The following is a 25,771-nucleotide window of genomic DNA, read 5'->3' as shown; positions in this document are numbered from 1 at the left end:
CCGTAGCGACGACCTCCGACACCGGCGCTTGCTCGGTCTGAAACGGGGTCAACGGGCGCGAGGGTGGGCGGGCACCCCCCTCCCCCGGGGTGCTGAGGGCGACCGAGTGGGCTGCGGATCTGGCCTTGTACGGGTCTGGAGATCCTGGCGTACCAGCCGGTAACAAGGCGCTTCGAGGTCGCTTCAACCCCGTCCTGACCCTGTCTTACCCGACCCTGACCATCTCCACGACGATGCCGCTCCCGGTGCGGCGTCGCGGTGGCTCCGACTACAGCAACAGGAGACACCCCCCATGACTGACCGTTCCGTCCTCGTCCGAGTCCGGGCCGACGTGTCCGACCTCGTCGCCAAGAGCCAGCTCGCCAAGGCCGCTATCCACGGCGTCAACAGCGAGATCGACAAGAGCAACGACCGCACAGCCTGGCTTGCCCAAGGCATCCTCGCCCTGACGCCGGCCGTGACCCGGCTCGGCGCCGGCGCCGTCCCGGTCCTGTCCGGCATCGCCACCCAGCTCACCGTGGGCGCGGCGGCGGCCGGCACCGCCGCCCTCGCCTTCAACGGCATCGGCGACGCCCTCGGCGCGCTCAACGACTACCAGCTCGAGCCGACCGAGGCGAACCTCGCCAAGCTCAACGAGACCATGCAAAAGATCGGCCCGGCCGGTCAGGCGCTCGTGGAGTACCTCGACACCCTCGGCCCGGCGTTCTCCCGGATCGCGAACAGCGCCCGCGAGGGCATGTTCCCCGGCGTCATCGACGGCATCCGGGACTTCATGACCCTCGCGCCGGAGCTCTCCGACGTCGTACGCGAGATCGGTGAGGGCATGGGCCAGCTCACCGCCGAGGCCGGAGCCGGGCTGAGCGGCGACCGCTTCGCAGACTTCTTCGAGTACCTCGAGACCCGGGCCAAGCCGATCCTCGTCGAGATGGGCCGCACCGTCGGCAACATCACCGACGGCCTGCTCAACATCCTGGTCGCGTTCGACCCGCTCACCGACGACTTCTCCCGCGGTCTGCTCGAGATGTCCCGGTCCTTCGTCGCGTGGTCCGAGGGCCTGTCGACCTCCACCGGGTTCCAGGAGTTCGTGGCGTACGTCCGCGAGGCCGGCCCGCAGACCCTCGACTTCCTCGGCTCTTTCGCGCTGGCGCTCGTCGAGATCGCCGAGGCCGCCGCGCCGGTCGGTGCCGCGATGCTGCCAGTGCTGACCGCGATCCTCGACGTGGTCGGTGACCTCGCCGACACCCCTCTCGGTCCACTTACTCTGGGCTTCCTGTCGCTCACCGCGGCATGGGGCCGGCTCAACGCCATCGTGTCGATCACCGGCTCTGGCGTCATGGCCAAGGCCACGGCCGGGATCCGCGAGAACGTCACCAGCGCACGTCAGGCCGTGCCGACGTTCCGCCAGCTCGGCAACGCCATGGTGTTCTCGCTGACGTCGACCGACGCACTGACCCGGTCCATGGAATCGGGGAGCAAGGCCGCGCGCACGTCGGCGACCGCTGCGCTCAACGCCCGCGGGCAGGTGATGGCCTTCGGGAGGTCGATCGGACCTGTCGCCGCTCAGGTCGGCCTGCTCGCCCTCGCCGCGAGCGACCTCGACGACAAGATGGGCCTGACCAACACCACGTCGCTGGCGCTCGCCGGCTCCCTCGCAGGCCCGTGGGGTGCCGCAGTCGGCGCAGGCGCCGGGCTCTTCCTCGACATGAAGGACAGCGCCGACCAAGCGACCGCGAGCCTCGAAGGTCTAGACGCGGCCATCTCGTCGGGGAACATCGAGGCGGTGGCCGCCAAGCTGGCCGAGCTCCGGAAGGGCCTCGAGGACTCTCTCAACCCCGACGGCTTCCGGGACGGCTTCGGCGACTTCGTCACCAGGCTCTCCAATGCCGGCAGCCTGCGCGACATCATCAACCCGCTCGAAGGCCAGACGCAGGAATACACGGAGCAGATCAACGAGGCGGAGGCGGCTCTCATCGACCTCAAGAACGCCCGCCAGGACGCGGCCGAAGGGTCCATGCTCTACGACAGCCTGCAGGCCGAGACCGCGGCCCTAGAAGCGAACATCGCCGCGATGCGGGCGAAGCGCGAGGAGGTGCTGCGCGCCCTCAGCGCGGAGCTCGACTACAAGGCGTCCATCCTCGACGCACGCGACGCGCTCGAGGAGAACGGGCGCAGCGTCAACGAGAACACCCGGGCAGGTCAGGCCAACCTGCGCGCCCTCTACGGACTCGCCGCCGCGTGGAACGCCCAGGACGACGCCACGAAGAACGCTGCCGGCTCGCTGCGGACCGCCCGGACCAACTTCATTGAGACCGCCACCGCCATGGGGATGGGCGAGGACAAGGCCAGGAAGCTGGCCGCCGCCCTGTTCGAGATCCCGACCGAGCGCAAGGTCGCGATCCAGGTCGACGCTGACCTCGCGTTCCAGCGCCTGCGCTCCATCAAGGCCGAGATCGACGCCATCGACCGCAACATCGTCGTCGGCGTCTCGATCCAGCGCGGCGGTGGCGGAGAACTGCCCTACCTCGCCGGCGGCATCCCGCGGAGCGCCGCCGGCGCCACCGTCCCCGACAGCGGCCGCACCTACGCGGCCCGCTTCCGCACGCTCACCCACACCCACGAAGGAGCAGCAGCATGACCCTCATCGCGTTCGCCATCTACCCCGACCGGGCCGAGATCATCACCGACACGGCCGCCTACGCCCTCAACGGCTCGGCGTTCGGCCGAACGTCCAAGGTGGTCACGATCCCCCACCTCGACACCGCCGTCATGACTCAGGGCGACACCGTGTTCGGCAACGACGCCAAGGCCGCCACCATGCAGGTTGCAGCCCAGGTCGCCACCTTCGACCAGCTGGTCGAGCACCTGGCCGACCCGCTGCGCGACCTCTGGTGCCAGCGGCGCGAGGAGTGGGCCGGCGCCGCCGAGTCCGTCGTCTTCGTCGTCGGCTACTCCCCGAGGGCCGAGCGATTCGTCGCCTACGGCTTCGCCACAGAGCGCGACGACCTCGAGCCCTTCGCCATCGATCGCCCGTGGGTGATGCCCTGCCCGTGGGACCTGCGACCCGACGAGCTGCAGGTGTCGCGGTTCCTTGCCGAGGATGCCGCCATGGCCGCGGCAGATGGCGAGGACCCGATGGGCCAGATGTTCGTCGACCAGCGATGGAGCAGAACGCCCGAGCTCGCCCCGCCGGCCGACGTCGAGACGTGGGACGACCTCGCGCGGCAGGTGCGCGAGCAGCGCGCCGTGAACTCCCCGTGGCGCTCCACCTTCGTCGCCGGCGACGTGTTCCACACCAAGCTCGAGCAAGGCTCGACCACGACGGCGCGCCGGTTCACCTTCGACGACGAGGGCGACGACTTCCTCGCCATGATCCACGGCACTCAGCACCCCATCGCCCAGCTCATGGAGTGCCAGTGCGGGTCCGGCGAGCGCGCGATCGAGTGCCACCTCGCCGAGCAGCTCGACGACCCGTGCGGGTGCAAGGACAGCGGCAAGACGTTCCGAGAGTGCTGCGCCGTAGACGTTTCGCGCGTCGTCGCCAACTGAGAGCGGCTCCCTGTTACGACGTGTCGCAGACGTCAAGGCCGACTTGGCATATCCTCCTCACGGCATCGGCGCCGAGCAATGGGGGAACAGCGTGGTTGCGATCGCTCAACCTCCGGGCGATCGGTCGACGCGAACAGGCGGCGAGTGGACTTGGTGCCGTTCAAGCACGGGAACCAACCACGTACTCCACGACCTCCATGGCCTAGAGCAGAGTCTGACGCCGGAGATGCTTGCCCTCGCGAAGGAGGAACTCCGCGATCTGATGCGTGAGGCCGAGCAGGGCGATCTCACCTACGGACCGGGACCGGACGGCGACGTCGAGCAAATGCAGGTTGCTCCCGACGTGCTTGAGATGCGCCTCCCCAACTACGGCGGACTGCATCTACGACTGTTCTTCTCGGAGCCCGCCGCGCTGCCGGGGACCTTGGTGGCGCTGATGCTGTTTTGGAAGCGGCCGGGCCCCGTCGGCTTGGAGGATCAGTCGTACAGCGCGCAGGTCGCAAGCCGGCGACTAGACGAGTGGGTCCGTCGTGATGACTAGACCGAAACCACCCGCGACGTACCTCACGTTGTGTCAACATGCCTTTTAAGTCATATTGGAGTTGTGCGTAGATCATCTAGAGGGGGCAACGATGGATCTCGATGAGCTGCTAGGGATTGATTCTCGGAGTGCGCTTAGCCGCCGAGCGCGTCGCATGGTGGAGGGCGACCGTGGCCTCATCCGGGCGCTTCGAGAGATTCGAGAGTCCAAAGGAATGTCCCAGCAGGACGTCGCTGACCGAATGCAGGTCTCACAGAGTGCCGTAGCCAAGATCGAGTCTGGCGAGCGGGATCCTCGTCTATCGACCATCAGACGCTATGCCATGGCCGTTGGCGCTGTCGTTCTGCATGACGCGAAGGATGATGAGAAGCCCGTGCCTATGACCCAGGGTGGGCAGCACATGGATGTCTCGTGGCCCGAGGACAACCACGTTGTTCCGAACCGCCGCAGCCTGGCGAAGGCATGAGCGACGACTCGGCACCCGCCCCAACCGCAAGTCTCATCCGCATCACGGGTTACACGCTCCTTCGCAGCACCTACACGGTGCTCTACGAACCTCCCGCAGATGAAGACGTGAAGGTCGTCTGGAAGTTGCTGCCAGGGATGATGCAGGACACAACAGAGCCCGTCATCATCGGCGATCTGACCTCTCGAACAGAGGACTGCTTCGCGGGCGTGAGAGTCGCTGCCTACCTGTCCGGCGAGTTGATCGACGGGATTTCGGAGGTTGACTGGGCTGTGGCGAACGCCCTCGTGACCGACAACGTAGAGGCCGTCACGGACGGGCTCTACGACTACGCGGCTCAGGCAATGCGAGCGATGACGTCTGGGGCCTTGTTCAGGCCCGAAGTACCCGACGTCACACCCAAGGCGGAACTGGACCTCGTCGACGAGGACGAGGCCTGACCTCGCTCCGGACCATGCCCGAGTGGATCACCGTGCGCGAGGCCGCGGCGATTCTGGGCGTGCACATGTCAGCCGTTCCGAAGATGATCCGTCGCGGCGACCTCACGACCCGTCGACAGCGCCCAAGCCTGGCGCGGTCGGACGTTGAGGCGCTACGCGATCGTCGAGCCGCTCCCTCGCCCTCGAAGGCCCCGAAGCCGCGTTGGGTCGCGCAGCCGCCAGACCGCGCGTACGACTGGCTCGACTCCGACGGGGCGGCCGCGCTCCTCGGACTCGGCCGGTCGGGGGTGAACTACCGAGCGCAGCGCGGCAAGCTCCCGGCCGAGTGGCACGACGGGCGGCGGTGGTTCCGGCGCGACCACCTTGAGCTAGTGAGGCGCGCTGACGCTGCTCGCCGTGGCCACGGCTTGCCTCACACGGACGACTAGCGCCCTACGTGGAGCGCGGCGGTTTGGGATCGCCCTCAAGCACACCGAAGTGCTTGAACACGCCGACAGCCCCGAGCCGCTCATCGAAGCGCTGATCGTATGCGTAGACATGCCACTGGGCAGAGTTGACTTCCTCGCCGACGCAGATGTTGAGATGCATCCCCCTCATCGGGATGAACGGTGCGGCCTCGACCTGAATCTCGCTTCCGTCGAGCGGCCCGCCTGACGCCCTCCCGCGCCACCAGGAGGTCCGCCCAGGATCGACGTGCATGTCGTCGAGTTCATCCGTCACGGCTGGCTCACCTCGCTCGGGAAGACGAAGCACTCGAAGCCCAGAAACTCCCCGTGCTGGTCGTACTTGTACGGAACGGCACTGCCGGTGTCGACGCCTGACTTTCGAGCTTGATCGACGAACCAGAACAGCTCGCCCCAGCTCAACTCTCCGTCGACATCGAGCGTGATGGAGAGGTTGGGCGATTTGGTGTGTGCGTTGGTCTCAGTCATGCAGTGGACCGTACGCGCTCCGCCCGACACAGCCATTGAGTTCTCCACAGAGGCCGCGGCTCCCTCACCGATCTAGGGCGACGAGCTCCGTCGCGTTGACGTAGGGCCGGTGGTTGACCCGGACGTCCGTCAACCACCGGCGCTCGACCAGCGTGAGGATCTCCGACGAGGTGCGCCCGAGCCGCTCGGCCGCCTCGCGGTATGTCAGGAGCCCGAGCCGGCCAGTTTCGCGAGCGACCTCCCAAGCCGAGCCCTCGAGCGTCACGTCGCGCCTGTTGCTCCGGTGGGCGGGCCGTTCGTGCTTCGGGCGCTTCCACTCGTCGTTGTAGTCCTGCATCGCCTCGAGCCAGACCTGTAGGTCGGTCCGCAGCACGACGATGCGCCCCGTCGGCTGGCCGTCGTGCCCGACTCTGCGCGTCGCCCGCCGGGCGCGTAGGTCACCGTCGTAGATCGCTGCTCGGACCGACCACTCCGAGACTCCCACCAACTCCGCCACCTCCCGCAGCGTGTAGGCGAACCTCGCTGGCGGCTCCGGCACGACCGGCCGCACGGGTGCGGCGTCCCTCGCGTCGTCGCGCTGCGCCTCGTCCATGCGGCCGACGAGAGCACAGAACCGCCCCGGGCGCGACGGGCGCCGGGGCGGTTCGAGATCCTGCAGCAGGATGCGTCAGGAAGCAGCAGGAAGCCCCGCCAGAGCGTCGCGGTGGACTAGCCAGGCTCCGACTCCCTCGAGGGGCCGAGAGGCTGCCAGATCGCCGCAGCGCACCAGCTCGTGGACGTCCCACGGCTCGCGGTCGAGCAGAGCGGCCGCCTCAGCGATGGTCACGATGTCCCTGGCCGCGGCGCCCAGTTCGGCGCGTCGGATCAGCCAGGGCCCGCGCTCGCAGACACACGACGGCTCGGCCGCGAGCGTGCCGTCGAGCATCTTGGCGTAGACGTCCCACGGCTTGCAGCGCAGCAGCGCGGCCGCCTCGGCGATGGTAACGACGTCGGACATCCGTGAAGTTACGGACGCAGGGGCGCTCGGGATGGGCGAAGATGTGGTCATGGTGCTCAGCTCCTAGTGCTGTGGTGCCTGAGGCCCTGGCCGGTGTTCGCGCACCGACCGGGGCCGCTCTAGTTTGTGGGGTCGGCAGTCCGCAGAGAGTCCGCAGGACAACCACCGACAGTCACCGACGACAACTAGTCGCCGGGACGTTTCCGCAGGTCAGCGGCTCGTAGCCACCGACAGTCACCAATAGCCCTCAGGCGGGGCCCGTTCCCGGCCTACAGGCCGACCCACTCCCTACATACCTCATGGCGCTCTCACACCATCGCTGGTCGAGGAGGGCGCTCTGCGCCCGTCACGAGACCCAGCACCGATCAACGCGAACCCCCACCTGCCCGACCCGTTCCGTCCTAGGGTCTCCGCGTGCCCGAAGCCGTCGACGACAAGCGCATGAGACCCCGGTACGCCGGCACCTGCCGGGTCTGTGACGCGGAGCTGGCCGCCCGGGTCGAGGCGATCTACGAACGGACGACGAAGACCGTCCGCTGCCTCGACTGCTCCCCCGCTGGCGCCCAACCGCCGCTCCAGGACTCCCCGCGCACCCGCTGGTCGAGGAGGGCGCTCTGCGCCCGTCACGAGACCCCGACCCCATCGACCCCGGCACCCCCGGCGCTTCCGCCCGCCGCGAGTACGAGCGCCGCCAAGCCGCACGCGAGACGCGCATCCGCGAGAAGCACCCGAAGCTGGGCGGCCTGATCCTCGCCGTCACGGACGAACCGCAGTCGACGAAGGCGTGGGACACCGGCGCGATCAGCGAGGAACGGCTCGGTCAGAAGCTCAACGAGCTGGCGGGCGACACGCTCGGCGTCCTCCACGACCGCCGCATGCCGGGCACTCGGGCGAACATCGACCACATCGCCGTCACCCCGTCCGGCGTCTTCGTCATCGACCCCAAGCGCTACGCCGGTCGCCCCACGCTCAGGGTCGAGGGCGGCATCCTCCGCCCGCGCACGGAGAAGCTGCTGGTCGGCGGACGTGATCGCACGAAGCTCGTCGACGGCGTCCTCAAGCAGGTCGACGTCGTCCGCTCCATCGTGGGGACCGACGTCCCCGTCACTGGCGTCCTCTGCTTCATCGAAGCCGACTGGCCACTGATCGGCGGAGCCTTCACCACCCGTGGAGTGGACGTCCTGTGGCCGAAGAAGCTCTACCCGCGACTGATGGCCCACGCAACATCCGAGACCGACGTCGACGCTGTGCTGCGTGCCCTGGCCCCCGCCCTCCCGCCCGCCTAACTGGTCGCTCGAGGTTCCACACAGCGCCCAGAATGGGCTACGGAAGCTCGGGGGAGCCGAAGCGCGCGAACCGACCCCAACCGCGCGTGGAGCCCGATTCGGTTGACGATGCTTCGAAGGCGCCTACTAGGGGAATGCCTCGTGTAGCGTCCGAGGTCCAAGTCCCAAAGCTAGGAGTGCAGGTGGGCGAGGTCTCCATTCGATCCCTGATCGAGCAGGTCCAGCAGGGCCAGATCAGGGTTCCGGCGTTCCAGCGGGGGTTTGTTTGGGATTACGACCGGATCGCCTTCCTCATGGACTCCATCTACAAGGGCTACCCATTCGGGTCCGCGATTCTCTGGCAGACCAAGGAACAGCTCAAGTCTGAGCGCCGTCTCGGTCCGTTCACGCTCCCCGACCCCACGGCCGACTTCCCGATCAGCTACGTCCTTGACGGTCAGCAGCGGCTCACCTCGATCTTCGGGACGTTCCAGACCGAGTTGGAGCCCGAGGGCGATGAGACCTGGCCACGCATCTACTTCGACCTGAAGGCTGAGGAGGACCTTCAAGAGAGCCAGTTTCTAGCGCTCGAAGACGAGGACGTCGACCCGGCGCGTCACTTCCCGATCAATACGTTCTTCGACACAACGGCGTATCGGAAGGCGACGACGGGCTTCACGGACGAAGAGGCAGAAGCCATCGACTCCGTTCAGGCGATTTTCAAAGAGGCCAAGATCCCGACCCAGGACATCGTCACCGATAACCGCGGCAAGGTCGCGATCGTCTTCGAGCGCGTCAACCGCCTGGGAGTCGAGCTCGACGTCCTGCAACTCTTGTCAGCTTGGACATGGAGCGACGAGTTCGACCTCCAAGGACGTTTCGCTGACTTGGCCGCTATCCTCGCTCCCTTCGGGTTCGGCGACGTAGGCGACGACTCCAACCTGCTCCTGCGCTGTTGCGCGGCGGTGGTCGCCAAGGACGCGGCACCTAACACCCTCATGAGCATGAGCGGCACCGAGGTGCGTGACCGATTCGACGAAATCGAGAACGGGATCCAAGGCGCAATCGACTTTGTGCGGGCGCAATTGAAGGTCGAAAAACTTAGCAACTTGCCCTACCCCGCGGTGCTCGTCCCGCTGACCGTGTTCTTCGCCCACAAAGACGGCAAGTCCATCAAGCTGTCCGAGGACCAGCGGGTGGTCATCCTCCGGTGGCTGTGGCGATCGTTCTTCTCCCGCAGATTCAGCGCGGGCGTCCTCCGGAACCTCAAGCGCGACATCGAGGAGATCGTCAAGCTCAAGGAAGGTAAGCCCTCAGCGCTGGGGGACGTTACGGTCAACCTGGAAGCGGACTTCTTCTTTGAGAAGAAGTTCTCGGTCGCCGCAGTCGACAGCAAGACCTTCGTGCTGCTGCTAGTGAATGCAGGTCCACTCAGCTTCGTGTCCGGGTCGTCGGTCTCCCTAGCCCCTGTCCTCTCCGCGTACAACCGGTCCGAGTTCCACCACCTCATGCCGCAGGCGTTCCTAGCGAAGAGCGGTGCGGACACCGGGTCGGTGAGCGTCCTCGCCAACTTCGCGTTGATCTCGGCCGCCGATAACAAGGTGCTCGGCGGAGTGGCGCCGAGCGTCTACAAGGCGAAAATGCCCACGGACAAGGTCGCAGAGATTCTTGCGCATGCAGTGTGCCCTGAGGAGGAGCTCTTTGACGACGACTTCCCTGCCTTCTTGCAGGCGCGCGCAGCTCTATTGACGGCCCGTGCGAACGACCTGATGGCGTAGAGCTGGGCTGGCGCAACGCCGGATTTTGGGTCGCGCCCTCCGCCGCAGCATTGGGGAACGCGGGGCCCTACGAGCATCTGCGCATGGACCCCGCTCTGCAATCCTGCGTGAATAGCCCTCTCGTGGCGGCCCGGACTCGCCAACACGAGGGCTCGCGGACACCTCTTGGACACGACGGCAGGCGCGACGCGCCCGGTGACTAGACAAGAACTGCGCCGCCTTATGCGGCAATAGCCCGGCTAACTTTGGCGCTGCCCGTCGATCACCGCTCTCTCACTTGCTGACACGCCTCACTCCGCCGCGGGTCGGACACGCCCGCTAAGTCGCCCAAGCTGCTTGAATGAGTGCGACCAACAAGGGGCATCGCGACCGACGTCGAGTACGAGCGATCCAAGTACGGCATTACGCCGCGAATGCTGCGTCACCCACGACGCTGGGCAGGTCCTCAGAGCATGCCCTTCACTGACCGCCCGCTTGCCCCTGCCGTCCTGGGGACGACGCGAGGCCCGTTGTCGGTGGCTTGCCGTAGCGTCTGTGGTGTTCGAGCGAGCGAGCTCGGGTCCTTCCTTGAGGCCAGTATCTGGCTGTACGCACCTGACGACATTGACCCACGACCGTAGTTGTCGACGCGCCCAACCGAGGGTGCGGGAGGGGCAGTGCTGTGAGTGCTCTACCAGTCGAGGAACCCCACGAGAGCGGGCCCGAGGGCGGGCATGAGGGCGGGCGTGTCGTTGAGTGGCGTGCCCCGGGCACCGAACCCGCGGCGTCGCCGCTGGTGGCCGCGGTGCTCGCGCGGGTCCACGCCACCCTGACCGAGGTGGGCGGGCTCTCGCTGACCGGGCTCGGGGACGCGGACGTCGTGCGGGTGCTGGACGAGCTGACCAGCGCGTCGAGCAGCCTGACCCGGCAAGTGTGCCGCGCAGCAGCCGAGGCCGACCAACGACGGCTCGGGGACACCACCGGTGCACGACACACCCACCAGTGGTGGGCCGGCCGCAGCCGCCACACCCACGCCGAAGCCGCACGCCTTACCCGGCTCGGCCGCGCATTCGAGGACGACCTCCACGCCCCCACCGGACAAGCGCTCGCCGACGGTCGGATCCGCATCGAGCAGGCGCGGGTCATCGTCGCCGCCGTCGACGCCATCCCCACCTCCGTGCGCTGCACCGACGGCTCCACGCGGATCATCGACCCGTCCGCCCGCACCCAGGCACGCGACCACCTGCTCAAAGCCGCGAGCGAGCACGACGCCAAGGCCCTACGCCGCCTCGGCAGGCGGATCCTCGACGTCGTCGCACCCGAGCTCGGCGAAGCCCAGGAAGCCGCGACCCTCGCGGCCGAGGAGGCACGCGCCGACGCCGGCATCGAGCTCACCCTCACCGACGACGGCCACGGCCGCTGCCACGGCCGGTTCACCATCCCCTCCCACGCCGGCGCGATGTTCAAGCGCCACCTCCAGGCCCTCGCGAACCCAGCCCGGCACACAGACGACGAGCTCCGCGACGAGCACGGCAACTGGAAGCCGCTGCACCGGAGGATGGGCGAGGCGTTCATCGAGTACATCGAGCGCTACCCCGAAGACGCCACCCCGCAGACCGCCGGCGTCAACGCCACCATCGTCATCACCATGACCCTCGAGCAGCTCCTCGGCGAGCACGCCACCGCACTCCTCGACGACGGCACCCGCATGTCCGCGGCGATGGCGCGGCGCCTGGCCTGCGAGGCCGGGATCATCCCCGCCGTCCTCGACGGCGAGGGCCGGGTCCTCGACCTCGGCCGCACCCGGCGGCTCTTCACCAAGGCCCAGCGGATCGCCCTCGGACTGCGCGACCACGGCTACACCGCGCGCGGGTGCGAGACCACCGCGTCCGGGTGTCACGCCCACCACGACGACCCGTGGTCCAACGGCGGCACCACCGACCTCGCCAACGGTCGGCTCCTCTGCCCACGCCACCACCGCCTCGCCCACGACCCGCGCTACGCCAAGACCGTCCACGCCGACAACCAGGTCACCTTCCATCGGCGGACGTAGGCCGACCACCCAGCACGCGCCATCGTCCTCGGCCCGGCGCCCGGACCGCGAGGCGTCGTGCAGTCGGGCACGCGCATCCTCTGCTGCGGACCACGCGACCCACTCCCTCACCACGAATCGAACACACGTTCTAGACTCGGCGGATGCCGCGCACCCCGCCCTTCCACGTGTGGGTCGACCTGACCGGCACGTGGCGGGGCGCCGCGCCCGGGGTGCTGCTCGCGTGGCGGCACAGCGACCGGCGCGGGTGGGAGGCGTGGGTGGTGCGCGCCGAGTCGTACTCCACCGGCCGGGGCGCGGAGGTGCAGCTGGTCCAGGCGTGGGTGCCGGCCGCGCTGGTGCGCCCCTCCCCTATCGACCCTGGGAGAGCTCGCGCTTGAGCTTGTCGCTCTTCTCGCGCAGCCGCTCGTGGGACGCGGCCGCCTCCTCGCGGAGCCGGGCGACGCGGGCGTTGAAGTCGTCGAGGAAGGAGCGGACCGACCGCGGGTCGATGCGGTCGAACTCGCCCGAGAGCTGCAGGTGGTCCTGCTGCAGGCTGAAGCCCGTGTCGCGGAACTCCTGACGGAAGACCCGGTCCTCGAAGTCGTCGACCTCGCGGTTGAAGTAGACGACGACCTTGTAGGGGTCGCCGGACTGGTAGTCGTCACGGGTGTGGACCCCGACGTCGTCGATGACGAGCGGCTCGATCCCGCCGACGCGGGTCGACCGACGAAGACTGGGCATGGCTCCCCCTCAGGTCTCGATCCCTGCTCCGACGATAGACCTCGGCGACCGCGATCGGAGCCCGATCGCCCCGGCTCACGCCCCCGACTTCCCAGCATTTGGCGATGAGCGCAGCGCGCCCCGAGCCCTAGCGTCCGGTGCACCCGACCCAGGAGGCTCCCGTGCACCGACCGCTCACCGCTGGACTGACCCTCCTGCTCGCCGCCGGCCTGGGCGTGACCTCGCTCGGCACGGCGAGCGCCGCCACGCCGGTGCTCGACAAGCCGAAGCCGACGACGAAGGTCGTGACGGCGCCCGTGGACATCTGGAAGGCCTCGGCCGCGCAGACCCCGGGCGGCCCCCTCGACTACTGCGCCGTGACCGTCTTCGCGGTCTTCCCCGACATCGACGGGTTCACCGCGACGTCCGCCGACTACGTCTACACGTTCCCCGGGACGGCGCCGGCCGCCGGCAGCGACGTCCTGGCCGCCCCCTTCGACGACCAGTTCACGTGGGGACCGCTGGCCCGCAGCGCCCCGGCCGGCCAGCACCAGGCCGTCCTCGGCGGCCAGCCGTTCGTGTGGAAGGCCGGCAGCGGCAACTGCGAGGCGGAGTACGCCCGGGCCGTCGCGGTCTACTCGCCCACCGTCACCATCACCTACCAGGCGGTGGGGCGGTGTGCGGCCGCGATCGAGTCCTACAACGCCGCCGACCGCGCGGTGAAGCAGGCCCGCAAGCGGGTCGAGAAGGCGCGGACCCCCGCCCAGTCGGCCGCGGCCCGGGCCCAGCTCAGGTCGGCGAAGGCGTCGCTCGCCAAGGCGAGGAAGAAGTACCAGAAGAAGTGCTGAGCCCACCGGCTCCCCCGGACTCCCACCCGGAGGGATGGGCGCCGCGTGTGTGCGGACCGATCGCTGGCTAGCGTCGACGACATCGACCCGCCCGGCCCCCGCCGCGGCACCCTCCCCTGAATCCTGGAGATGCCGGTGACCCTGACGAAGCCACCCCTCGCGGCCGTCCCTGACGAGCCGTCCGACGACCTCGGGCCGCTCGTCGGCCGGGTCGGGTCCGGCGACGTCGAGGCGTTCGCCGCCCTCTACGACGCCACCGCCGCCGCCGTGTTCGGTCTCGCGCTCAACGTGCTCGGCGACGAGGACCTCGCGGCCGACGTGGCCCGGCAGACCTTCGCGGAGGTCTGGCGCTCGGCGCCCCACTACACCGCGGGCCACGGTCCTGCGGACGCGTGGATCGTGGCGACCGGCCACCGCCTCGCCGTCGCGCAGGTGCGCACCGGCGGGTCCGCGGTGCCCGTGGGTCCGCACACCGGCTCGCCGCTGCTCGACGACCTCCCGGCCGAGGAGAGCCACGCGCTGCGGCTCACCTACTTCGGCGGCCAGACCTACGCCGAGGTGGCGCGGACGACCGGTGTCACCGACGGGGTCGTCGTCGGCCGGCTCGGCTCGGCGCTGCGGGCGATCCGCACCGCCACGCGACGCGACGTGGCCTGACCCGTCCGCCCGGTCAGGGCTGCTCGAGCACCGCGCCGAAGCCGTCGTGGAGCGCCAGCAGGGTCGGCCGCTCGCCCGGGTCCTCGGCCAGGCACGCGTCGAGCAGGGCCACGAGGTCCTGAGGCATCCGGGGACGCAGCGACCCGACCGACGGCGCGCGTCGCGCGAGCTGGAGGAACTCACCGTGCGCGAACGCGGTCCGCTCGGCCGCGTCCTGCGGCGCGAACGGCCGGGTGCCGGTGGCCACCTCGTAGAGGGTGACCCCCAGCCCCCAGGCGTCGGCCGCGGTCGTCACCGGGCCGCCGCGCGCCTGCTCGGGTGAGAGGAACTCCTGCGTCCCGAGCCCGCGGCGCACCGGGCCCGGCGGACGGGCGATGCTGAGGTCGAGCAGGGTGGCGGTGCCGGCCTGGCCCATCACGTTGGCGGGGCGTACGTCGAGGTGCACGTAGCCGCGACCGTGCAGGTAGTGCAGCGCCGACGCCAGCTGCTGGCCGAGGTGGCAGAGGTCGGTGACGGGCATCCGGCGGCGCCGCTCGTCGACGATCTCCTCCAGGGTCATCCCGACGTGGGTCTCGAGGACCACCACCGGCGCGTGGACGCCGTCGATCGTCTCGAACGCCCGGGCCAGGTGCGGGTGGGCGAGCTCCTTGAGCAGCCAGCCCTCCTGCAGCAGCCGGTGCCGCACGCGCGACACGTCCGCGCGGTCCGGGCGGACCGTCTTGGCGACGCAGCTGCACAGCCGCTCCTGCGACCACACCTCGTAGACGTCGAGGGCGGAGCCGCGCGAGAGCAGCTCGACGACCTCGTAGCCGGGGGCGATCAGCTCGCCCGGCGCGAGCACCTCGGGCTCGGTCGCAGTGGCCGCGTGGATCACGCCGCACCCACCTCCTCCGCCTCCGCGGCGGCGGTGCCCTCGCTGCTGGAGGAGCGCTGCGCCGCCCACAGCCCGGCGTACGCCCCGCCGGCCGCGAGCAGCTCGGCGTGGGTGCCGCGCTCGACCACGCACCCGCCGTCCATCACCAGGATGGTGGTGGCGTGGCGGACGGTGTCGAGGCTGTGGGAGACCACCACGGTGGTACGCCCCGCCATCAGCCGGCGCAGCGGGCCGGCGACGCGCTGGGCTGACAGCGCGTCCAGGCCGGTCGTGGGCTCGTCGAGCAGGAGCACCGGCGCGTCGCGCAGCAGGGCCCGGGCGATCGCCACCCGCTGGGCCTGCCCGCCCGACAGCCGGCGTCCCCGCTCCCCCACCGGAGTGTCGTAGCCCTGCGGCATCGCGACCACGAAGTCGTGCGCGTCGGCTTCCCGGGCCGCCGCCTCGACCTCCGCCGCCGTGGCGTGCGGGCGACCGAAGGCGATGTTGTCGCGGACGCTGCCGTCGACCAGCAGGGTCTCCTGCAGCACGACCGCGACGGCGTCGCGCACCGACGCACGGGTGAGGTCGCGCAGGTCGTGCCCGCCCATCCGCACGGCGCCCTCGTCGGGGTCGAGGCTGCGCATCAGGAGCCCGGCCAGGGTGGACTTGCCGGCGCCGCTGGCACCGACGACGGCGACCACGTCGCCCGGTCGCGCGGTGAAGGTCAGGTCACGCACCGCGGGCGCGGTCGCCCCGGCGTAGGTGTAGGAGACGGACTCGAAGCGCAGCTCCCCGGCGCGGTCCTCGAGCGCGACCGCCCCCGGCCGGTCGGCCGGCAGCGTCGGCTCGTCGAGCAGCTCGACGACCCGCTCGGCGCCCGCGGCGGCGGAGAACGCCGTGGTCACGGCGCTGCCCAGGCCGCGGGCCGGGCCGTAGAGCCGGCTCAGGAAGGTCAGGAAGGCGAGCAGCCCGCCGACGCTGAGCCGGTCCTGGGCGAGCAGCCAGGCGCCTGTGCCGATGACGACGAGAGCGCCGGCCAGCTCGATCATGTCGAGGGTCGGCACGTAGACCGAGCGCAGCCGCGCGGAGGCCATCTCGGCGCGGTACTTCGCCTCCGCCTCGGCGGCGTAGCGGGCGACCTCGCGCTGGCCCTGGTCGTAGGCCTGGACGAGCGGCAGCGTGCTCAGCGTCTGCTCGAGGGAGGCGTTGAGGGCGCCCGAGCGGCGCTGGCGCTCGCGCGAGATCTCCTTGAGCCGACGTGCGAACCACCGCGACGTCACCCAGAACAGCGGCGTCACGACCAGGGCGACGAGCGCGAGGAGCGGCTGCAGCAGCACGAGCGCGACGGAGAAGAAGACCAGCTGCAACGCGGACGACACCGCGCGGCTGGTCCCGGACACGAGGAACGCCTCGATCGCCGAGACGTCCCCCGACACGCGGCTCATCACGTCGCCGAGCCGATGTCGGCCCAGGAACTCCAGCGGCACGCGTTGGAGGTGGTCGAGCAGGGCGGTGCGCAGGTCGACCACGAAGCGCTGGCTGAGCCAGGTCGACAGCATCCGGTCGGCGCCGTCGCAGGCCGCCTGGACGAGGGTGAGCCCGACGTAGGTCGCCGCGACGACCGGGAACAGGCCGAAGTCGCGCGGCACGAGCACGTCGTCGACGACGACCTTGAACAGCCAGATCTCCACCGAGAGCAGGGCCGGGCTGACCGCCGCCAGCACGAGCGCGACGAGCATCCACCCGCGGCGCGGCGCGGCGTAGGGCCAGAACCGCCGCAGCACCTCGCGCACCGGGAGTCCCGGGCGGGTGCGGTGCGTGCGGGTCATCGGTGCTCCGGTGGGGTGGGCGGGCGGCGTGCGGGGAAGGAAGAGGACCGGGACGGGCGAGGGGTGGGGTCTCGCCCGTCCCGGTGGCTCGGTCAGTGACCGGTGCGGGTGCTCGTGCCGGTGCTGGTGCCCGAGCTGGTGTTGGTGCTCGTGTTGGTCGACGTGTTGCTGCCGCGACCGCGACCACGACGCCGGCGCGTCGAGTAGGCGCTGAATCCCATGACTCCTCCTCTCGTTGGTCTCTGGCCAGCCCGGCCACCCGAGGTCCCGAGGGGCCGGCTGGTGAGGACGACGTTAGGCGCGCAGAGGTGCGGGTCGGCAGATGTCCGTTGGTACTAGGACCCCTGGACACCCCCGGACGCGTCCCGGTCAGGGAAGCCCCAGCAGGTGCCCGCCCCGCGCCTTCGCCCGGAGGTAGTCGTCGTTGGCGTCCGTGCGGTGCACGAGGGTGGCGTCGCGTCGCTCCACCCCGATCCCGTACGCCGCGAGCTGCGCCGCCTTGTCGGGGTTGTTGGACAGCAGCACCACGCGGTCCACCCCGAGTGCGCGCAGCATCTGGGCGGCGACGGCGTAGTCGCGCTCGTCGTCGTCGAAGCCCAGCGCCCGGTTGGCCTCGAAGGTGTCGAGGCCCTGCTCCTGCAGCGCGTAGGCGTCGAGCTTGTTGTAGAGCCCGATGCCGCGGCCCTCCTGACGCAGGTAGAGCAGGTGGCCCCCGATCGCGGCGATGCGGGACACCGCCTCGCGGAGCTGGGGGCCGCAGTCGCAACGGGCGCTGCCGAGGACGTCCCCGGTCAGGCACTCGCTGTGCACCCTGACCAGCGGCACCCCGACGGGCGCCGCCGCGGCCCCGCGGACCCCGGCGCGGTCGCCGAGCGCGATCGCGACGTGCTCGCGCCCGTCGAGCAGGCCGTCGAAGCTGCTCATCCGCGCTGGCACGGTCGAGCCGTCGGCCAGGACGAGCGGCAGCGCCACGTCGCGCCGCACCGACGCCGCCGGGAGGTCCGGCACCCGCTCGGTGCTCACGGTCCGTCCTCGAAGCGCGGCGACAGGGCGTAGCGCAGGAGCACCACGTCGCCGATCTGGCGGGTCTCCGCGAGCCTGGCCCGGCGACCGGGGTGCCACGGGAACGCGCCGTCGCCCACGAAGCGGCGCGCGCTCGAGGAGCCGACGAAGAACGGGGCGACGACGAGGTGCAGCTCGTCGGCCGCGGACGCGGTGAGGAACTGCGTGTGCACCTGCCCGCCGCCCTCGACCATCAGGCGCCGCACGCCGCGGTCGAGGAGGTCGCGGCAGAGCCGGACCACGTCGACGTCCGCGCCCGCGTCGACGACGGTCGCGACGTCACCCAGCCGGCGGCGCACCCCGGGAGCGGAGCCGCTCGCGCAGTAGACGAGCTTCTCGCACCGCCCCAGCGTGAAGAACCGGCTCCGGGGGTCCAGGCCGCCGCCGCGGGTGAGGGTGACCTTGACCGGTGACTCGGGCAGCCCCCGCGAGCGGCGGTCGGCGCGCAGCAGCGGGTCGCGCACGAGCAGCCGCGGGTCGTCGTCACGGACGGTGCCGGCGCCGACGAGGATCGCGTCGCTGTCCGCACGGACGGCGTCGACGCGGGCGAGGTCGGCGGCGTTGGACAGCACCAGCCGCTCTCGGGTGGCGCCGCCGAGGTAGCCGTCGAGCGAGACGCTGCAGCTCAGGACCGTGTAGGGCCGCTCAGGCACGGCTGCCACCCCCGCTCCGGACCGGCGTGCGCACCGCCGCCGCCGTGCCGTGGGCGGCCAGGACCGCCAGGCCGGGGAGGTTGGCCACCAGCACCACCGCGCCGTAGGCGACGGACGTCGCCAGGCCCGCGGACGCTCCCAGCCCGGCCGCGGACGAGGCCCACACGGCCATGCCCTCGCGAGGCCCCCAGCCCGCGACGTTGAGCGGCAGCCCGGCCGCCAGGAGGACCACCAGGGCCAGGGGCACCAGCGTCGCCGTCGGAGCCGACACGCCCACGGCGCGCGCGACCAGGACGTACGTCGTGACGTGGCAGGCGAGCGCGACGACCGACGCGACGACGACGCCCGGCCACACCCGGCGGACCGCCAGCGCGACCCGGAGCTCGCCGCGCACCCGCGGGGCGAGGGCCACCAGCGCCACGCCCGCGACCACGACCAGCACGACCACCAGCGCGGCCGGCAGCAGGTCGCCCCAGGGCGACGGGACCAGCACGAGGACCAGGCCGGTCACCGCCGCCTGCACCACCTGGCCGGCCGTCCGCTCCCACGCGACCGCGCGCAGTGCGACGCCGGTCCGGCCGCTGGCCCGGCCGTGGGCCAGACCCCGGTCGACGTCGCCCAGCACCCCGGCGGGGAGCAGCGTGTTGAGGAGCTGGGCGCGGTAGCAGGCCGCCACGGCGACCGGCAGCCGCAGCGGCACGCCGAGCTCCCCGGCGACCAGCCGCCACCGCACGGCGCACGCCGCCGTCGAGACCGCGGCCACCAGCACCCCGAGCAGCAGCACCCGCACCGACAGCGCGTCGAGGCCGCCGAGGACCGGTCGGGCACCGACCAGCCCGACCACGACCCCGAGGATCGTGGCGCCGGCCAGCACCTGCCCGGCCGCGCTCACGCCGCGGCCTCCCGCAGCACCACGCCCACGCGAGCCGCGGTCTCCGGCCAGCCGCCGAGCCGCGCCCGCCGGGACTCCGCCGCCGCGCGCAGTCGCGAGCGCAGCCCGGGTCGGTGAGCCACGACCTCAGCGCGTCCGCCAGCGCGGCCGGGTCGTCCGGCTCGACCAGCACCCCGGCCCGCGCCGCGTCGGCTGGCGGCGCGCCGTCGAGCGCCTCGGCGACCCCACCGACGGCGGTCGCGACCACGGGGAGGCCGCGCGCCAGCGCCTCGGTGACCACCATCGCGTAGGTCTCGCGGCGGCTGGGCAGGACGAGCAGGTCGCCGTCGGCGTAGGCGGCGTCGAGGCGCGCACCGGTGAGCGTGCCGGTCAGCTCGAGCCGGTCGTCGATGCCCAGACCCGCCGCCGCGTCCCGCAGGCGCGAGACGAACGACGGCGCGACCGTGGTGGACCCGATCCAGCGGCACCGCCAGCCCAGGTCCGTCAGGTCCGCGAGCGCGGCGAGCAGCTGGTCGTGGCCCTTGACCGGGCTGAGGTTGCCGACCACGAGCAGCGAGGCGCCGTCCCCCGACCCGGGCGAGCGTGCGGCTGCGTCGACGCCGGGGCGGGCCACCGCGACCCGGTGGGGCGCCAGGCCGTACTCGCCGACCAGCCAGTCGCGGGTCCAGGCGCTCGTGGTCACCACCGACGTGGCCGCCGCGACCACCCGGCGTTCGGACCACCGGGCGGCGACGTCGTCGACCCCGACCGGCAGGTGCACCAGGAGCACCACCCGGACCCGGGCCGCCTCGGGGACGACGACCTGCGGGAGCCGGGACGCGAGCAGGCCGTCGACCAGGACCACCTGCCCGTCGGGGACGCCCGCGAGCGCGGCGGCCAGCCCGGCGCGGCCGTGCTCCGGGTCCCACGGCCACCCGCCGTCGACCTCGTGGACCAGGAGCGACCAGCCGCTCGCGCGCAGCGTGTCGCACAGCCGGCGGTCGTAGGTGTTGCCGCCGCTGGCGCGCCCGGGGTCGGCGACGCCGCCGGGCACGAGGACGCGCACCACGCCGCTCACAGGGACCTCTCGAAGCTCGCCCACGCCGAGGGCGACTCGTGGAGCGTGACGACCAGGCCGGTGACGTGGCCGGCGTCGCCCAGCTCCCCCGAGCGGACCCGCTCGGCCAGCCGGTCCGCGACGTGGCGGGCGAGGACCTCCGTGGTGGTGTTGACGCCCGCGAAGGCCGCCACGTCGTCGAGGTTGCGGTAGGAGAGCTCCCCCACCACCGCGGCCAGGGCCTGCGCGGCGCGCCCGATGTCGACCAGGATCCCGTGCTCGTCGAGCTCGGCACCGCGGAAGGTGGCGTCGACGACGAACGTCGCGCCGTGGAGCTGCTGGGCCGGCCCGAACACCTCCCCGCGGAGGCTGTGGGCCACCATCATGTGGTCGCGGACCGTCACGCCGTGCACGGCACCCGTCCTCCCGTCCCTGCCGGCTCCGGCGCCGGGTCGTAGGTGATCGTGTGGCACAGCCCGGCCAGCTCGCGCGACGCGATCCGCGCCATCACGTCCGGCAGCGCCTCGAAGGGCGACTCCCCCGTCAGCAGGGCGTCGTAGGCGTCGTCGCGCAGCAGCCGCAGCGCCAGCGCCAGCCGGTCGGAGGTGGAGCGGCTCGAGCGCCGCGGGGTGGCGACCCGGCCCACCTGGCTGGCCCGGATCGAGAGGCGCGCGGAGTGGAAGCGCCCCCCGAGGTGGACGCTCGTCGGCTCGTCGCCGTACCAGCTGAGCTCGACCACCGTGCCCTCGGGCGCGAGCAGGTCGAGCGAGCGCTGGAGGCCGTCGGACGTCGCGCTGGTGTGGACCACCACGTCGCACCCGCCGGTGGCGTCGTCCGGGAGGGCGAACCCCACGCCGAGCCGCTCGGCGACGTCCGCGCGCCGCGGGTCGACGTCGACCACGGTCACCTCCGTGCCCGGCACCCGCGAGACCAGGCGGGCCACGCAGCAGCCGAGCGCGCCCCCGCCCACCACCGCCACCCGGTCGCCGAGCAGCGGCGGCACGTCCCACAGCGCGTTGAGCGCCGTCTCCAGCAGCCCGGCGAGGACCGCGCGCGCCACCGGCACGCCCGCCGGGAGCGGCGACACGGCCCCGGCGGGGACGACGTACGCCGTCTGGTGCGGGTGCAGGCAGAACACCTCGCGGCCGAGCAGCGCGCGGGGCCCCGCCTCGACCACGCCCACGTTGAGGTAGCCGTACTTCACCGGCGCCGGGAAGTCGCCCTCCTGGAAGGGCGCTCGCATCGCGTCGTGCTGGTCGCGCGGCACCCGGCCGGCGAAGACGAGCGACTCGGTCCCGCGGCTCACCGCCGACCGCAGCGAGCGGACCCGCACGTCGTCCGGCCCCGGGGCGGGCAGGTCGACCACCCTGATCTCCCCGACCCCGGGCTCCCGCAGCCAGAACGCCCGCGCCTCCCGCATCCGTCCTCCTCCGCCTGCCAGTGAACCGGCACCGCTCGTGGTCCGTCTACACCTGCGGGCCGGCTCCTGTGCCGGGATGAACGGAGACGACGTGTCGACGGTTCAACGACGTGCGCGCCGCGCGTGGTCGTGGCTGGCGAGCGCGCTCGCCGTCGCCGTCGTCGTGGTCGCCTCGGCCCTCCCCGTCCGGGTCACCGACACCACCCCGGCCGCGCTCGTGCGCCTGCCGCTGGAACTGCTGGTGCTGGTCGCGGTGCTGCTCGTCCTCCCCCGGCGGCTGCGCCGCACGCGCCGGGCCGTCGTGGTGGTCGCCGGCGCCCTGCTCACGGTGGCGACGCTCCTGCGGGTCCTCGACGTCGGGTTCCTCCGGGCGCTCAACCGACCCTTCGACCCGCTGATCGACTGGCGCTACGCCGGCGACCTCGTCGAGACGGCCCGCGCGTCCGTCGAGGGACCGCTGGGCGTGGGCCTGCTGCTCCTCGCCGCAGCGGCCCTCGTGGCCGTCGTGCTGGTGGTGCCGCTGTCCGTCGTCCGGCTGGCCCGGCTGACCCGCGACCACCGCGGCGCCACGCTTCGTACGCTCGCCGTGCTCGCGCCGGCGTGGGTGCTGCTCAGCGTCGCCGGCGTCCGGGTCGGCGCGCTGCCGCTGGCCTCCGACGCCACCGCGGACTACCTCTACGCCCAGGTGGCCCGGGTGCCCTCGCAGCTGCGCGACCGCCGCGAGTTCGCGCAGGCAGCGCGGACCGACCCGCTCGCCCGCACGCCCGACGGCGACCTCTTCACCGCGCTGCGCGGCCGCGACGTGCTGGTGGTGTTCGTCGAGAGCTACGGCCGGGTCGCGCTCGACGACCCCGGCCTGTCCCCGGTGGTGGACCGCGCCCTCGCGAGCGCCGGCGACGACCTGCGTCGCAGCGGCTGGACGGCGCGCAGCGCGTCCCTCACCTCCCCCACCTTCGGCGCGTTGAGCTGGCTGGCGCACTCCACCCTGCAGTCCGGGCTGTGGGTCGACAGCCAGCAGCGCTACGACCAGCTCGTCACCACCCGGCGCGAGACGCTGAGCAGCCTGTTCGGCCGCGCGGGCTGGCGCACGGTCGCGGTGGTGCCGGCCAACACCCGCGACTGGCCACAGGGCGCGTTCTACGACCTCGACCACGTCTACGACTCCCGCAACATCGGCTACCGCGGCCCGCGCTTCGGCTACCCCACCATGCCCGACCAGTTCACCCTCCACGCGTTCGGACGTCTCGAGCTCGCCGGGACCGACCGCCGCCCGGTCATGGCGGAGATCGACCTGATCAGCAGCCACGCGCCGTGGTCGCGCACCCCGCGGCCCGTCCCGCAGGACGCCGTCGGCGACGGGTCGGTGTTCGACGAGATGCCGGAGACGCTGCCGTCGGAGGCCGACATCTGGCCCGACCCGGACCGGGTGCGGGCGGCCTACGCCGGCTCCGTGGCGTACTCGCTCGAGTCGGTGTCCACGTTCCTCTCGACCCTCCCGCCGGCCCCGTCCGGGCGCGAGCCCGTCGTGGTCGTGCTGGGCGACCACCAGCCGGCGACCGTGGTCTCGGGCGAGGATCCCGGCCACGACGTGCCGGTGAGCCTGCTCACCCGTGACCGGTCGCTCGTGCGGCGCGTCGACGGGTGGGGCTGGGAGCCGGGACTGCGGCCCGGCGCGGGCGCGCCGGTGTGGCGCATGGACGCGTTCCGCGACGCGTTCGTGGCCGCGTTCGGCCCGACCGGCGACCCGACGGGCGACAATGGCACCACCGAGGCGGCCGCACGGTGAACCTCAGCGGTCCGCGTGCCGTCCTTCCCCGGGAGGAGGGACCATGCCGCGGGACGAGGTCGCGCTGATGCAGCAGCTGCACGACGAGCACGCCGACGTGCTCTGGCGGTTCTGCCTGCGCCTGGTCGACCACGACCGGGGCCGCGCCGAGGACGTCGTGCAGGAGACGCTCCTGCGCGCCTGGCGGCACGGCGAGATCCTCGCCAGCCCGCCCGCCGCCGTGCGGTCGTGGCTGTTCACCGTGGCGCGGCACATCGTCATCGACGACTGGCGCAGCCGGCGCGCCCACCCGGAGACCCCGGTCGAGGAGGTGCCCGAGCAGCACCGCGCCGTCGACGCCGACCAGAGCGACCAGCTGCTGCTGTCGTGGGTGGTGGCCGAGGCGCTCACCCACCTCTCCCGGGACCACCGCACCGTCCTGCTCGAGTGCTACTACCGCGGCCGGCCGGTGGCCGACGTGGCACGCAGCCTCGGCGTGCCGCCCGGCACCGTGAAGTCCCGCACCCACTACGCGCTGCGCGCGCTGCGGCTGGCGCTGGAGGAGATGGGGGTGACGGCATGACCACGCCGTCCGGGGCGTGCCCGCACGCCCACGACGACGCCGCCTACGTCCTGGGCGCGCTGAGCCCGACCGAGCGGCTCGCCTTCGAGCGGCACCTCCCGACCTGCGAGGCGTGCTCCACCTCCGTCCGCTCGCTCGCCGGGATGCCGGGGCTGCTCGACCTCGCCGACGCGCGCGTCCTCGCCGACCCCGTGCCCGACCCGCCGCTGCCGCCGGCGCTCCTCGCGTCGTTGACCCGCACCGTCGTCGCGCGCCGTCGACGTCGGGCGACCGTCGTCGCCGCGCTCGCCGGCGCGGCCGCCGCGGCGCTCGCGCTCGCCGTCCCGGCCGCCCTCGACCTCGCCGACCGGCCGCCGTCGGCGCGGTGGGCAGCGACGCCCGGACCACGCCACCCACGGAGTCGCGCGCGATGGTCGCGCAGGGCGACGTGCCCCTGACCGCCGAGCTCGGGCTCGAGCCGGTCACCTGGGGGACCCGGATGGTGCTCACCTGCACCTACGACAAGGACGCCATCGGCATCGACCTCCCCGAGGAGGTCGACTACCTCCTCTTCGTCACCGACGAGCGCGGCCGCACCGAGCAGGTGGGGAGCTGGACGTCGGTCAGCGGCACGACGATGACCGTCCCGGCCGCGACGGCCGTGCGCCGCGACGACATCGCCGACGTGGAGGTGCGCACCACCGACGGCCGGGTGGTCCTACGCCTGGGTGCGTGAGGCCACCGGAGCGTCGACGGCCAGCCGCCGGGTGCGCCACAGCCAGACCACGTCCCAGCCGAAGGACTCCGCCAGCAGCGCCGCGGCGAGCACGAGCGCGGCCCCCGTCGCCGTGGCGGGCGGCACGCCGGAGGCGGCCACCGCCAGCGTGATCCCGACGTAGGCGGCCACCACCTTGCGCCAGTAGCGCGGCGGCAGGGTCCGCTGCATCCACGGGACCAGGGCAGCCACCCCGGCGTACGCGTAGCGGACCAGCCCGAGCGCGAGGACCCACGCGCCGACGTCGCGGGCGACGTGCACGCTGAGCACCAGGATGAGGAAGGCGTCGGACTCGCCGTCGAGCCGGGCCCCGAACGGCGACACCGTGCCGGTCCGGCGGGCGACCTTGCCGTCGACGAGGTCGAGGGCCAGCGCCACGGCCGCCAGCGGCACGAGCCGCTCCACGACCCCGACGCCGGTGGCCGCCTCGGCGACCAGTCCCAGCACGCCGCACGCCAGCGTCGCCCGGGCCAGGGTGACCGCGTCCGCGGGTCCGAGTCGCGCCACGTCGTCGACCGACGCGCGCCGGTCGGCCGCGACGGCCAGGACCACCGCACCGAGGCCGGCGGCAGCCCAGCCGACCACCCCGACGCCGAGCACGGCGAGGAGCACCACCAGGCCGCCCGCACACGTGAGCAGGCCGCGACGCACCTCCACCGTCCACCTCCGTCCCGGTCCCGCGGCGGGTGCGCCGCCGGGCCGCTGTCGGGGAGGACGGTG

The 25,771-nt window shown here is 72.1% G+C and carries 31 protein-coding genes and 1 pseudogene; 15 read left to right on the top strand and 17 right to left on the bottom strand.

The window, feature by feature from the left end:
• Window positions 1-292 precede the first annotated feature (292 nt).
• The 5 genes from LN652_RS21130 to LN652_RS21115 all read left to right on the top strand — a co-directional run bounded on the left by LN652_RS21130 (window position 293) and on the right by LN652_RS21115 (window position 4,993).
• The gene (locus LN652_RS21130) at window positions 293-2,635 is read left to right on the top strand and encodes a hypothetical protein (protein WP_230442544.1); all 2,343 of its coding nucleotides are present in this window, start codon (window positions 293-295) and stop codon (window positions 2,633-2,635) included.
• Entirely contained in the window at window positions 2,632-3,546 is a 915-nt protein-coding gene (locus tag LN652_RS21125) for a hypothetical protein (protein ID WP_230442543.1), read from the top strand. Before LN652_RS21130 ends, LN652_RS21125 begins: the two co-directional genes overlap by 4 nt.
• Before the next feature lie 226 nt (window positions 3,547-3,772).
• Window positions 3,773-4,087, top strand: a complete 315-nt coding sequence (locus LN652_RS21120; protein ID WP_230442542.1) for a hypothetical protein — start codon at window positions 3,773-3,775, stop codon at window positions 4,085-4,087.
• Between the two features lie 91 nt (window positions 4,088-4,178).
• Window positions 4,179-4,553, top strand: a complete 375-nt coding sequence (locus tag LN652_RS22215) for a helix-turn-helix domain-containing protein (RefSeq protein WP_407941512.1) — start codon at window positions 4,179-4,181, stop codon at window positions 4,551-4,553.
• Window positions 4,550-4,993 (top strand): hypothetical protein, encoded by a 444-nt coding sequence (locus LN652_RS21115; protein WP_230442541.1) that lies wholly within the window; start codon window positions 4,550-4,552, stop codon window positions 4,991-4,993. Before LN652_RS22215 ends, LN652_RS21115 begins: the two co-directional genes overlap by 4 nt.
• Window positions 4,994-5,425: 432 nt before the next feature.
• On the opposite strand, the gene LN652_RS21110 is transcribed toward LN652_RS21115, so the two are convergent.
• From LN652_RS21110 to LN652_RS21090, 5 genes are all read right to left on the bottom strand, one after another.
• Window positions 5,426-5,713, bottom strand: a complete 288-nt coding sequence (locus LN652_RS21110) for a hypothetical protein (RefSeq protein ID WP_230442540.1) — start codon at window positions 5,711-5,713, stop codon at window positions 5,426-5,428.
• On the bottom strand, window positions 5,710-5,925 hold the full coding sequence (locus LN652_RS21105; RefSeq protein WP_230442539.1) for a hypothetical protein: 216 nt from the start codon (window positions 5,923-5,925) through the stop codon (window positions 5,710-5,712). The genes LN652_RS21110 and LN652_RS21105 overlap by 4 nt, the downstream gene beginning before the upstream one ends.
• 64 nt (window positions 5,926-5,989) lie before the next feature.
• A complete protein-coding gene (locus LN652_RS21100) occupies window positions 5,990-6,517 on the bottom strand; it encodes a hypothetical protein (RefSeq protein ID WP_230442538.1) in 528 nt (175 codons plus the stop codon).
• Window positions 6,518-6,592: 75 nt separating this feature from the next.
• Window positions 6,593-6,922: a hypothetical protein gene (locus LN652_RS21095; RefSeq protein WP_230442537.1), complete on the bottom strand. Its 330-nt coding sequence runs from the start codon at window positions 6,920-6,922 to the stop codon at window positions 6,593-6,595.
• Between the two features lie 623 nt (window positions 6,923-7,545).
• A complete protein-coding gene (locus tag LN652_RS21090; RefSeq protein WP_230442536.1) occupies window positions 7,546-7,788 on the bottom strand; it encodes a hypothetical protein in 243 nt (80 codons plus the stop codon).
• Between LN652_RS21090 and LN652_RS21085 the strand changes: the two genes are divergently transcribed.
• From LN652_RS21085 to LN652_RS21070, 4 genes are all read left to right on the top strand, one after another.
• Window positions 7,723-8,208, top strand: coding sequence for a nuclease-related domain-containing protein (locus tag LN652_RS21085; RefSeq protein ID WP_329958496.1), 486 nt, complete (start codon window positions 7,723-7,725; stop codon window positions 8,206-8,208). The genes LN652_RS21090 and LN652_RS21085 overlap by 66 nt on opposite strands.
• 182 nt (window positions 8,209-8,390) lie before the next feature.
• The gene (locus tag LN652_RS21080) at window positions 8,391-9,965 is read left to right on the top strand and encodes a GmrSD restriction endonuclease domain-containing protein (RefSeq protein WP_230442535.1); all 1,575 of its coding nucleotides are present in this window, start codon (window positions 8,391-8,393) and stop codon (window positions 9,963-9,965) included.
• A 775-nt stretch (window positions 9,966-10,740) separates the two neighbouring features.
• Window positions 10,741-11,997: an HNH endonuclease signature motif containing protein gene (locus tag LN652_RS21075; RefSeq protein WP_230442534.1), complete on the top strand. Its 1,257-nt coding sequence runs from the start codon at window positions 10,741-10,743 to the stop codon at window positions 11,995-11,997.
• Window positions 11,998-12,140: 143 nt separating this feature from the next.
• Window positions 12,141-12,377, top strand: a complete 237-nt coding sequence (locus LN652_RS21070) for a hypothetical protein (RefSeq protein WP_230442533.1) — start codon at window positions 12,141-12,143, stop codon at window positions 12,375-12,377.
• On the opposite strand, the gene LN652_RS21065 is transcribed toward LN652_RS21070, so the two are convergent.
• A complete protein-coding gene (locus LN652_RS21065) occupies window positions 12,349-12,720 on the bottom strand; it encodes a hypothetical protein (protein ID WP_230442532.1) in 372 nt (123 codons plus the stop codon). The two genes, LN652_RS21070 and LN652_RS21065, sit on opposite strands and share 29 nt — an antisense overlap.
• Before the next feature lie 161 nt (window positions 12,721-12,881).
• Between LN652_RS21065 and LN652_RS21060 the strand changes: the two genes are divergently transcribed.
• Both LN652_RS21060 and LN652_RS21055 read left to right on the top strand, forming a co-directional pair.
• Entirely contained in the window at window positions 12,882-13,547 is a 666-nt protein-coding gene (locus LN652_RS21060; RefSeq protein WP_230442531.1) for a hypothetical protein, read from the top strand.
• Between the two features lie 135 nt (window positions 13,548-13,682).
• Complete coding sequence (locus tag LN652_RS21055) at window positions 13,683-14,204, top strand: RNA polymerase sigma factor (protein WP_230442530.1); 522 nt, start codon at window positions 13,683-13,685, stop codon at window positions 14,202-14,204.
• A 13-nt stretch (window positions 14,205-14,217) separates the two neighbouring features.
• On the opposite strand, the gene LN652_RS21050 is transcribed toward LN652_RS21055, so the two are convergent.
• From LN652_RS21050 to LN652_RS21015, 10 genes and pseudogenes are all read right to left on the bottom strand, one after another.
• On the bottom strand, window positions 14,218-15,078 hold the full coding sequence (locus LN652_RS21050) for a serine/threonine-protein kinase (protein ID WP_230442529.1): 861 nt from the start codon (window positions 15,076-15,078) through the stop codon (window positions 14,218-14,220).
• The gene (locus tag LN652_RS21045; RefSeq protein WP_230442528.1) at window positions 15,075-16,886 is read right to left on the bottom strand and encodes an ABC transporter ATP-binding protein; all 1,812 of its coding nucleotides are present in this window, start codon (window positions 16,884-16,886) and stop codon (window positions 15,075-15,077) included. The genes LN652_RS21050 and LN652_RS21045 overlap by 4 nt, the downstream gene beginning before the upstream one ends.
• A 92-nt stretch (window positions 16,887-16,978) precedes the next feature.
• On the bottom strand, window positions 16,979-17,107 hold the full coding sequence (locus LN652_RS21975) for a hypothetical protein (RefSeq protein ID WP_268932207.1): 129 nt from the start codon (window positions 17,105-17,107) through the stop codon (window positions 16,979-16,981).
• A gap of 148 nt (window positions 17,108-17,255) precedes the next feature.
• Complete coding sequence (locus tag LN652_RS21040) at window positions 17,256-17,909, bottom strand: GTP cyclohydrolase II (RefSeq protein WP_230442527.1); 654 nt, start codon at window positions 17,907-17,909, stop codon at window positions 17,256-17,258.
• Window positions 17,906-18,601 (bottom strand): RibD family protein, encoded by a 696-nt coding sequence (locus LN652_RS21035; protein ID WP_230442526.1) that lies wholly within the window; start codon window positions 18,599-18,601, stop codon window positions 17,906-17,908. The genes LN652_RS21040 and LN652_RS21035 overlap by 4 nt, the downstream gene beginning before the upstream one ends.
• Window positions 18,594-19,493 carry a lysylphosphatidylglycerol synthase domain-containing protein gene (locus LN652_RS21030; protein WP_230442525.1) on the bottom strand — a complete coding sequence of 300 codons (900 nt, stop codon included), beginning with the start codon at window positions 19,491-19,493 and terminating at the stop codon, window positions 18,594-18,596. The genes LN652_RS21035 and LN652_RS21030 overlap by 8 nt, the downstream gene beginning before the upstream one ends.
• Window positions 19,490-19,615, bottom strand: a complete 126-nt coding sequence (locus tag LN652_RS21970) for a hypothetical protein (protein WP_268932206.1) — start codon at window positions 19,613-19,615, stop codon at window positions 19,490-19,492. The genes LN652_RS21030 and LN652_RS21970 overlap by 4 nt, the downstream gene beginning before the upstream one ends.
• Before the next feature lie 20 nt (window positions 19,616-19,635).
• Window positions 19,636-20,175, bottom strand: a pseudogene (locus tag LN652_RS22210) (glycosyltransferase family 4 protein); the annotation flags it as partial.
• Window positions 20,176-20,546: 371 nt separating this feature from the next.
• On the bottom strand, window positions 20,547-20,942 hold the full coding sequence (locus LN652_RS21020; RefSeq protein ID WP_230442523.1) for a 6-pyruvoyl trahydropterin synthase family protein: 396 nt from the start codon (window positions 20,940-20,942) through the stop codon (window positions 20,547-20,549).
• Window positions 20,930-21,949 carry a zinc-dependent alcohol dehydrogenase gene (locus LN652_RS21015; protein ID WP_230442522.1) on the bottom strand — a complete coding sequence of 340 codons (1,020 nt, stop codon included), beginning with the start codon at window positions 21,947-21,949 and terminating at the stop codon, window positions 20,930-20,932. Before LN652_RS21015 ends, LN652_RS21020 begins: the two co-directional genes overlap by 13 nt.
• A 76-nt stretch (window positions 21,950-22,025) precedes the next feature.
• Between LN652_RS21015 and LN652_RS21010 the strand changes: the two genes are divergently transcribed.
• The 4 genes from LN652_RS21010 to LN652_RS20995 are packed head-to-tail and all read left to right on the top strand — an operon-like array spanning window position 22,026 to window position 25,012.
• A complete protein-coding gene (locus LN652_RS21010) occupies window positions 22,026-23,735 on the top strand; it encodes a sulfatase-like hydrolase/transferase (RefSeq protein ID WP_230442521.1) in 1,710 nt (569 codons plus the stop codon).
• A gap of 43 nt (window positions 23,736-23,778) precedes the next feature.
• Window positions 23,779-24,297: a sigma-70 family RNA polymerase sigma factor gene (locus LN652_RS21005; protein WP_230442520.1), complete on the top strand. Its 519-nt coding sequence runs from the start codon at window positions 23,779-23,781 to the stop codon at window positions 24,295-24,297.
• Window positions 24,294-24,734, top strand: a complete 441-nt coding sequence (locus tag LN652_RS21000) for an anti-sigma factor family protein (protein WP_230442519.1) — start codon at window positions 24,294-24,296, stop codon at window positions 24,732-24,734. Before LN652_RS21005 ends, LN652_RS21000 begins: the two co-directional genes overlap by 4 nt.
• Window positions 24,725-25,012 (top strand): hypothetical protein, encoded by a 288-nt coding sequence (locus tag LN652_RS20995; protein ID WP_230442518.1) that lies wholly within the window; start codon window positions 24,725-24,727, stop codon window positions 25,010-25,012. The genes LN652_RS21000 and LN652_RS20995 overlap by 10 nt, the downstream gene beginning before the upstream one ends.
• Here LN652_RS20995 and LN652_RS20990 read toward each other — a convergent pair.
• The gene (locus LN652_RS20990; RefSeq protein WP_230442517.1) at window positions 24,995-25,708 is read right to left on the bottom strand and encodes a CDP-alcohol phosphatidyltransferase family protein; all 714 of its coding nucleotides are present in this window, start codon (window positions 25,706-25,708) and stop codon (window positions 24,995-24,997) included. The genes LN652_RS20995 and LN652_RS20990 overlap by 18 nt on opposite strands.
• Window positions 25,709-25,771: the final 63 nt, after the last annotated feature.

Origin of the sequence: Nocardioides okcheonensis, assembly GCF_020991065.1 — a bacterium.
GTDB classification, from domain to species: Bacteria; Actinomycetota; Actinomycetes; order Propionibacteriales; family Nocardioidaceae; genus Nocardioides; species Nocardioides okcheonensis.
Note: the sequence above shows the minus strand (reverse complement) of the source record. Positions and strands in the feature narration are given on the sequence as shown.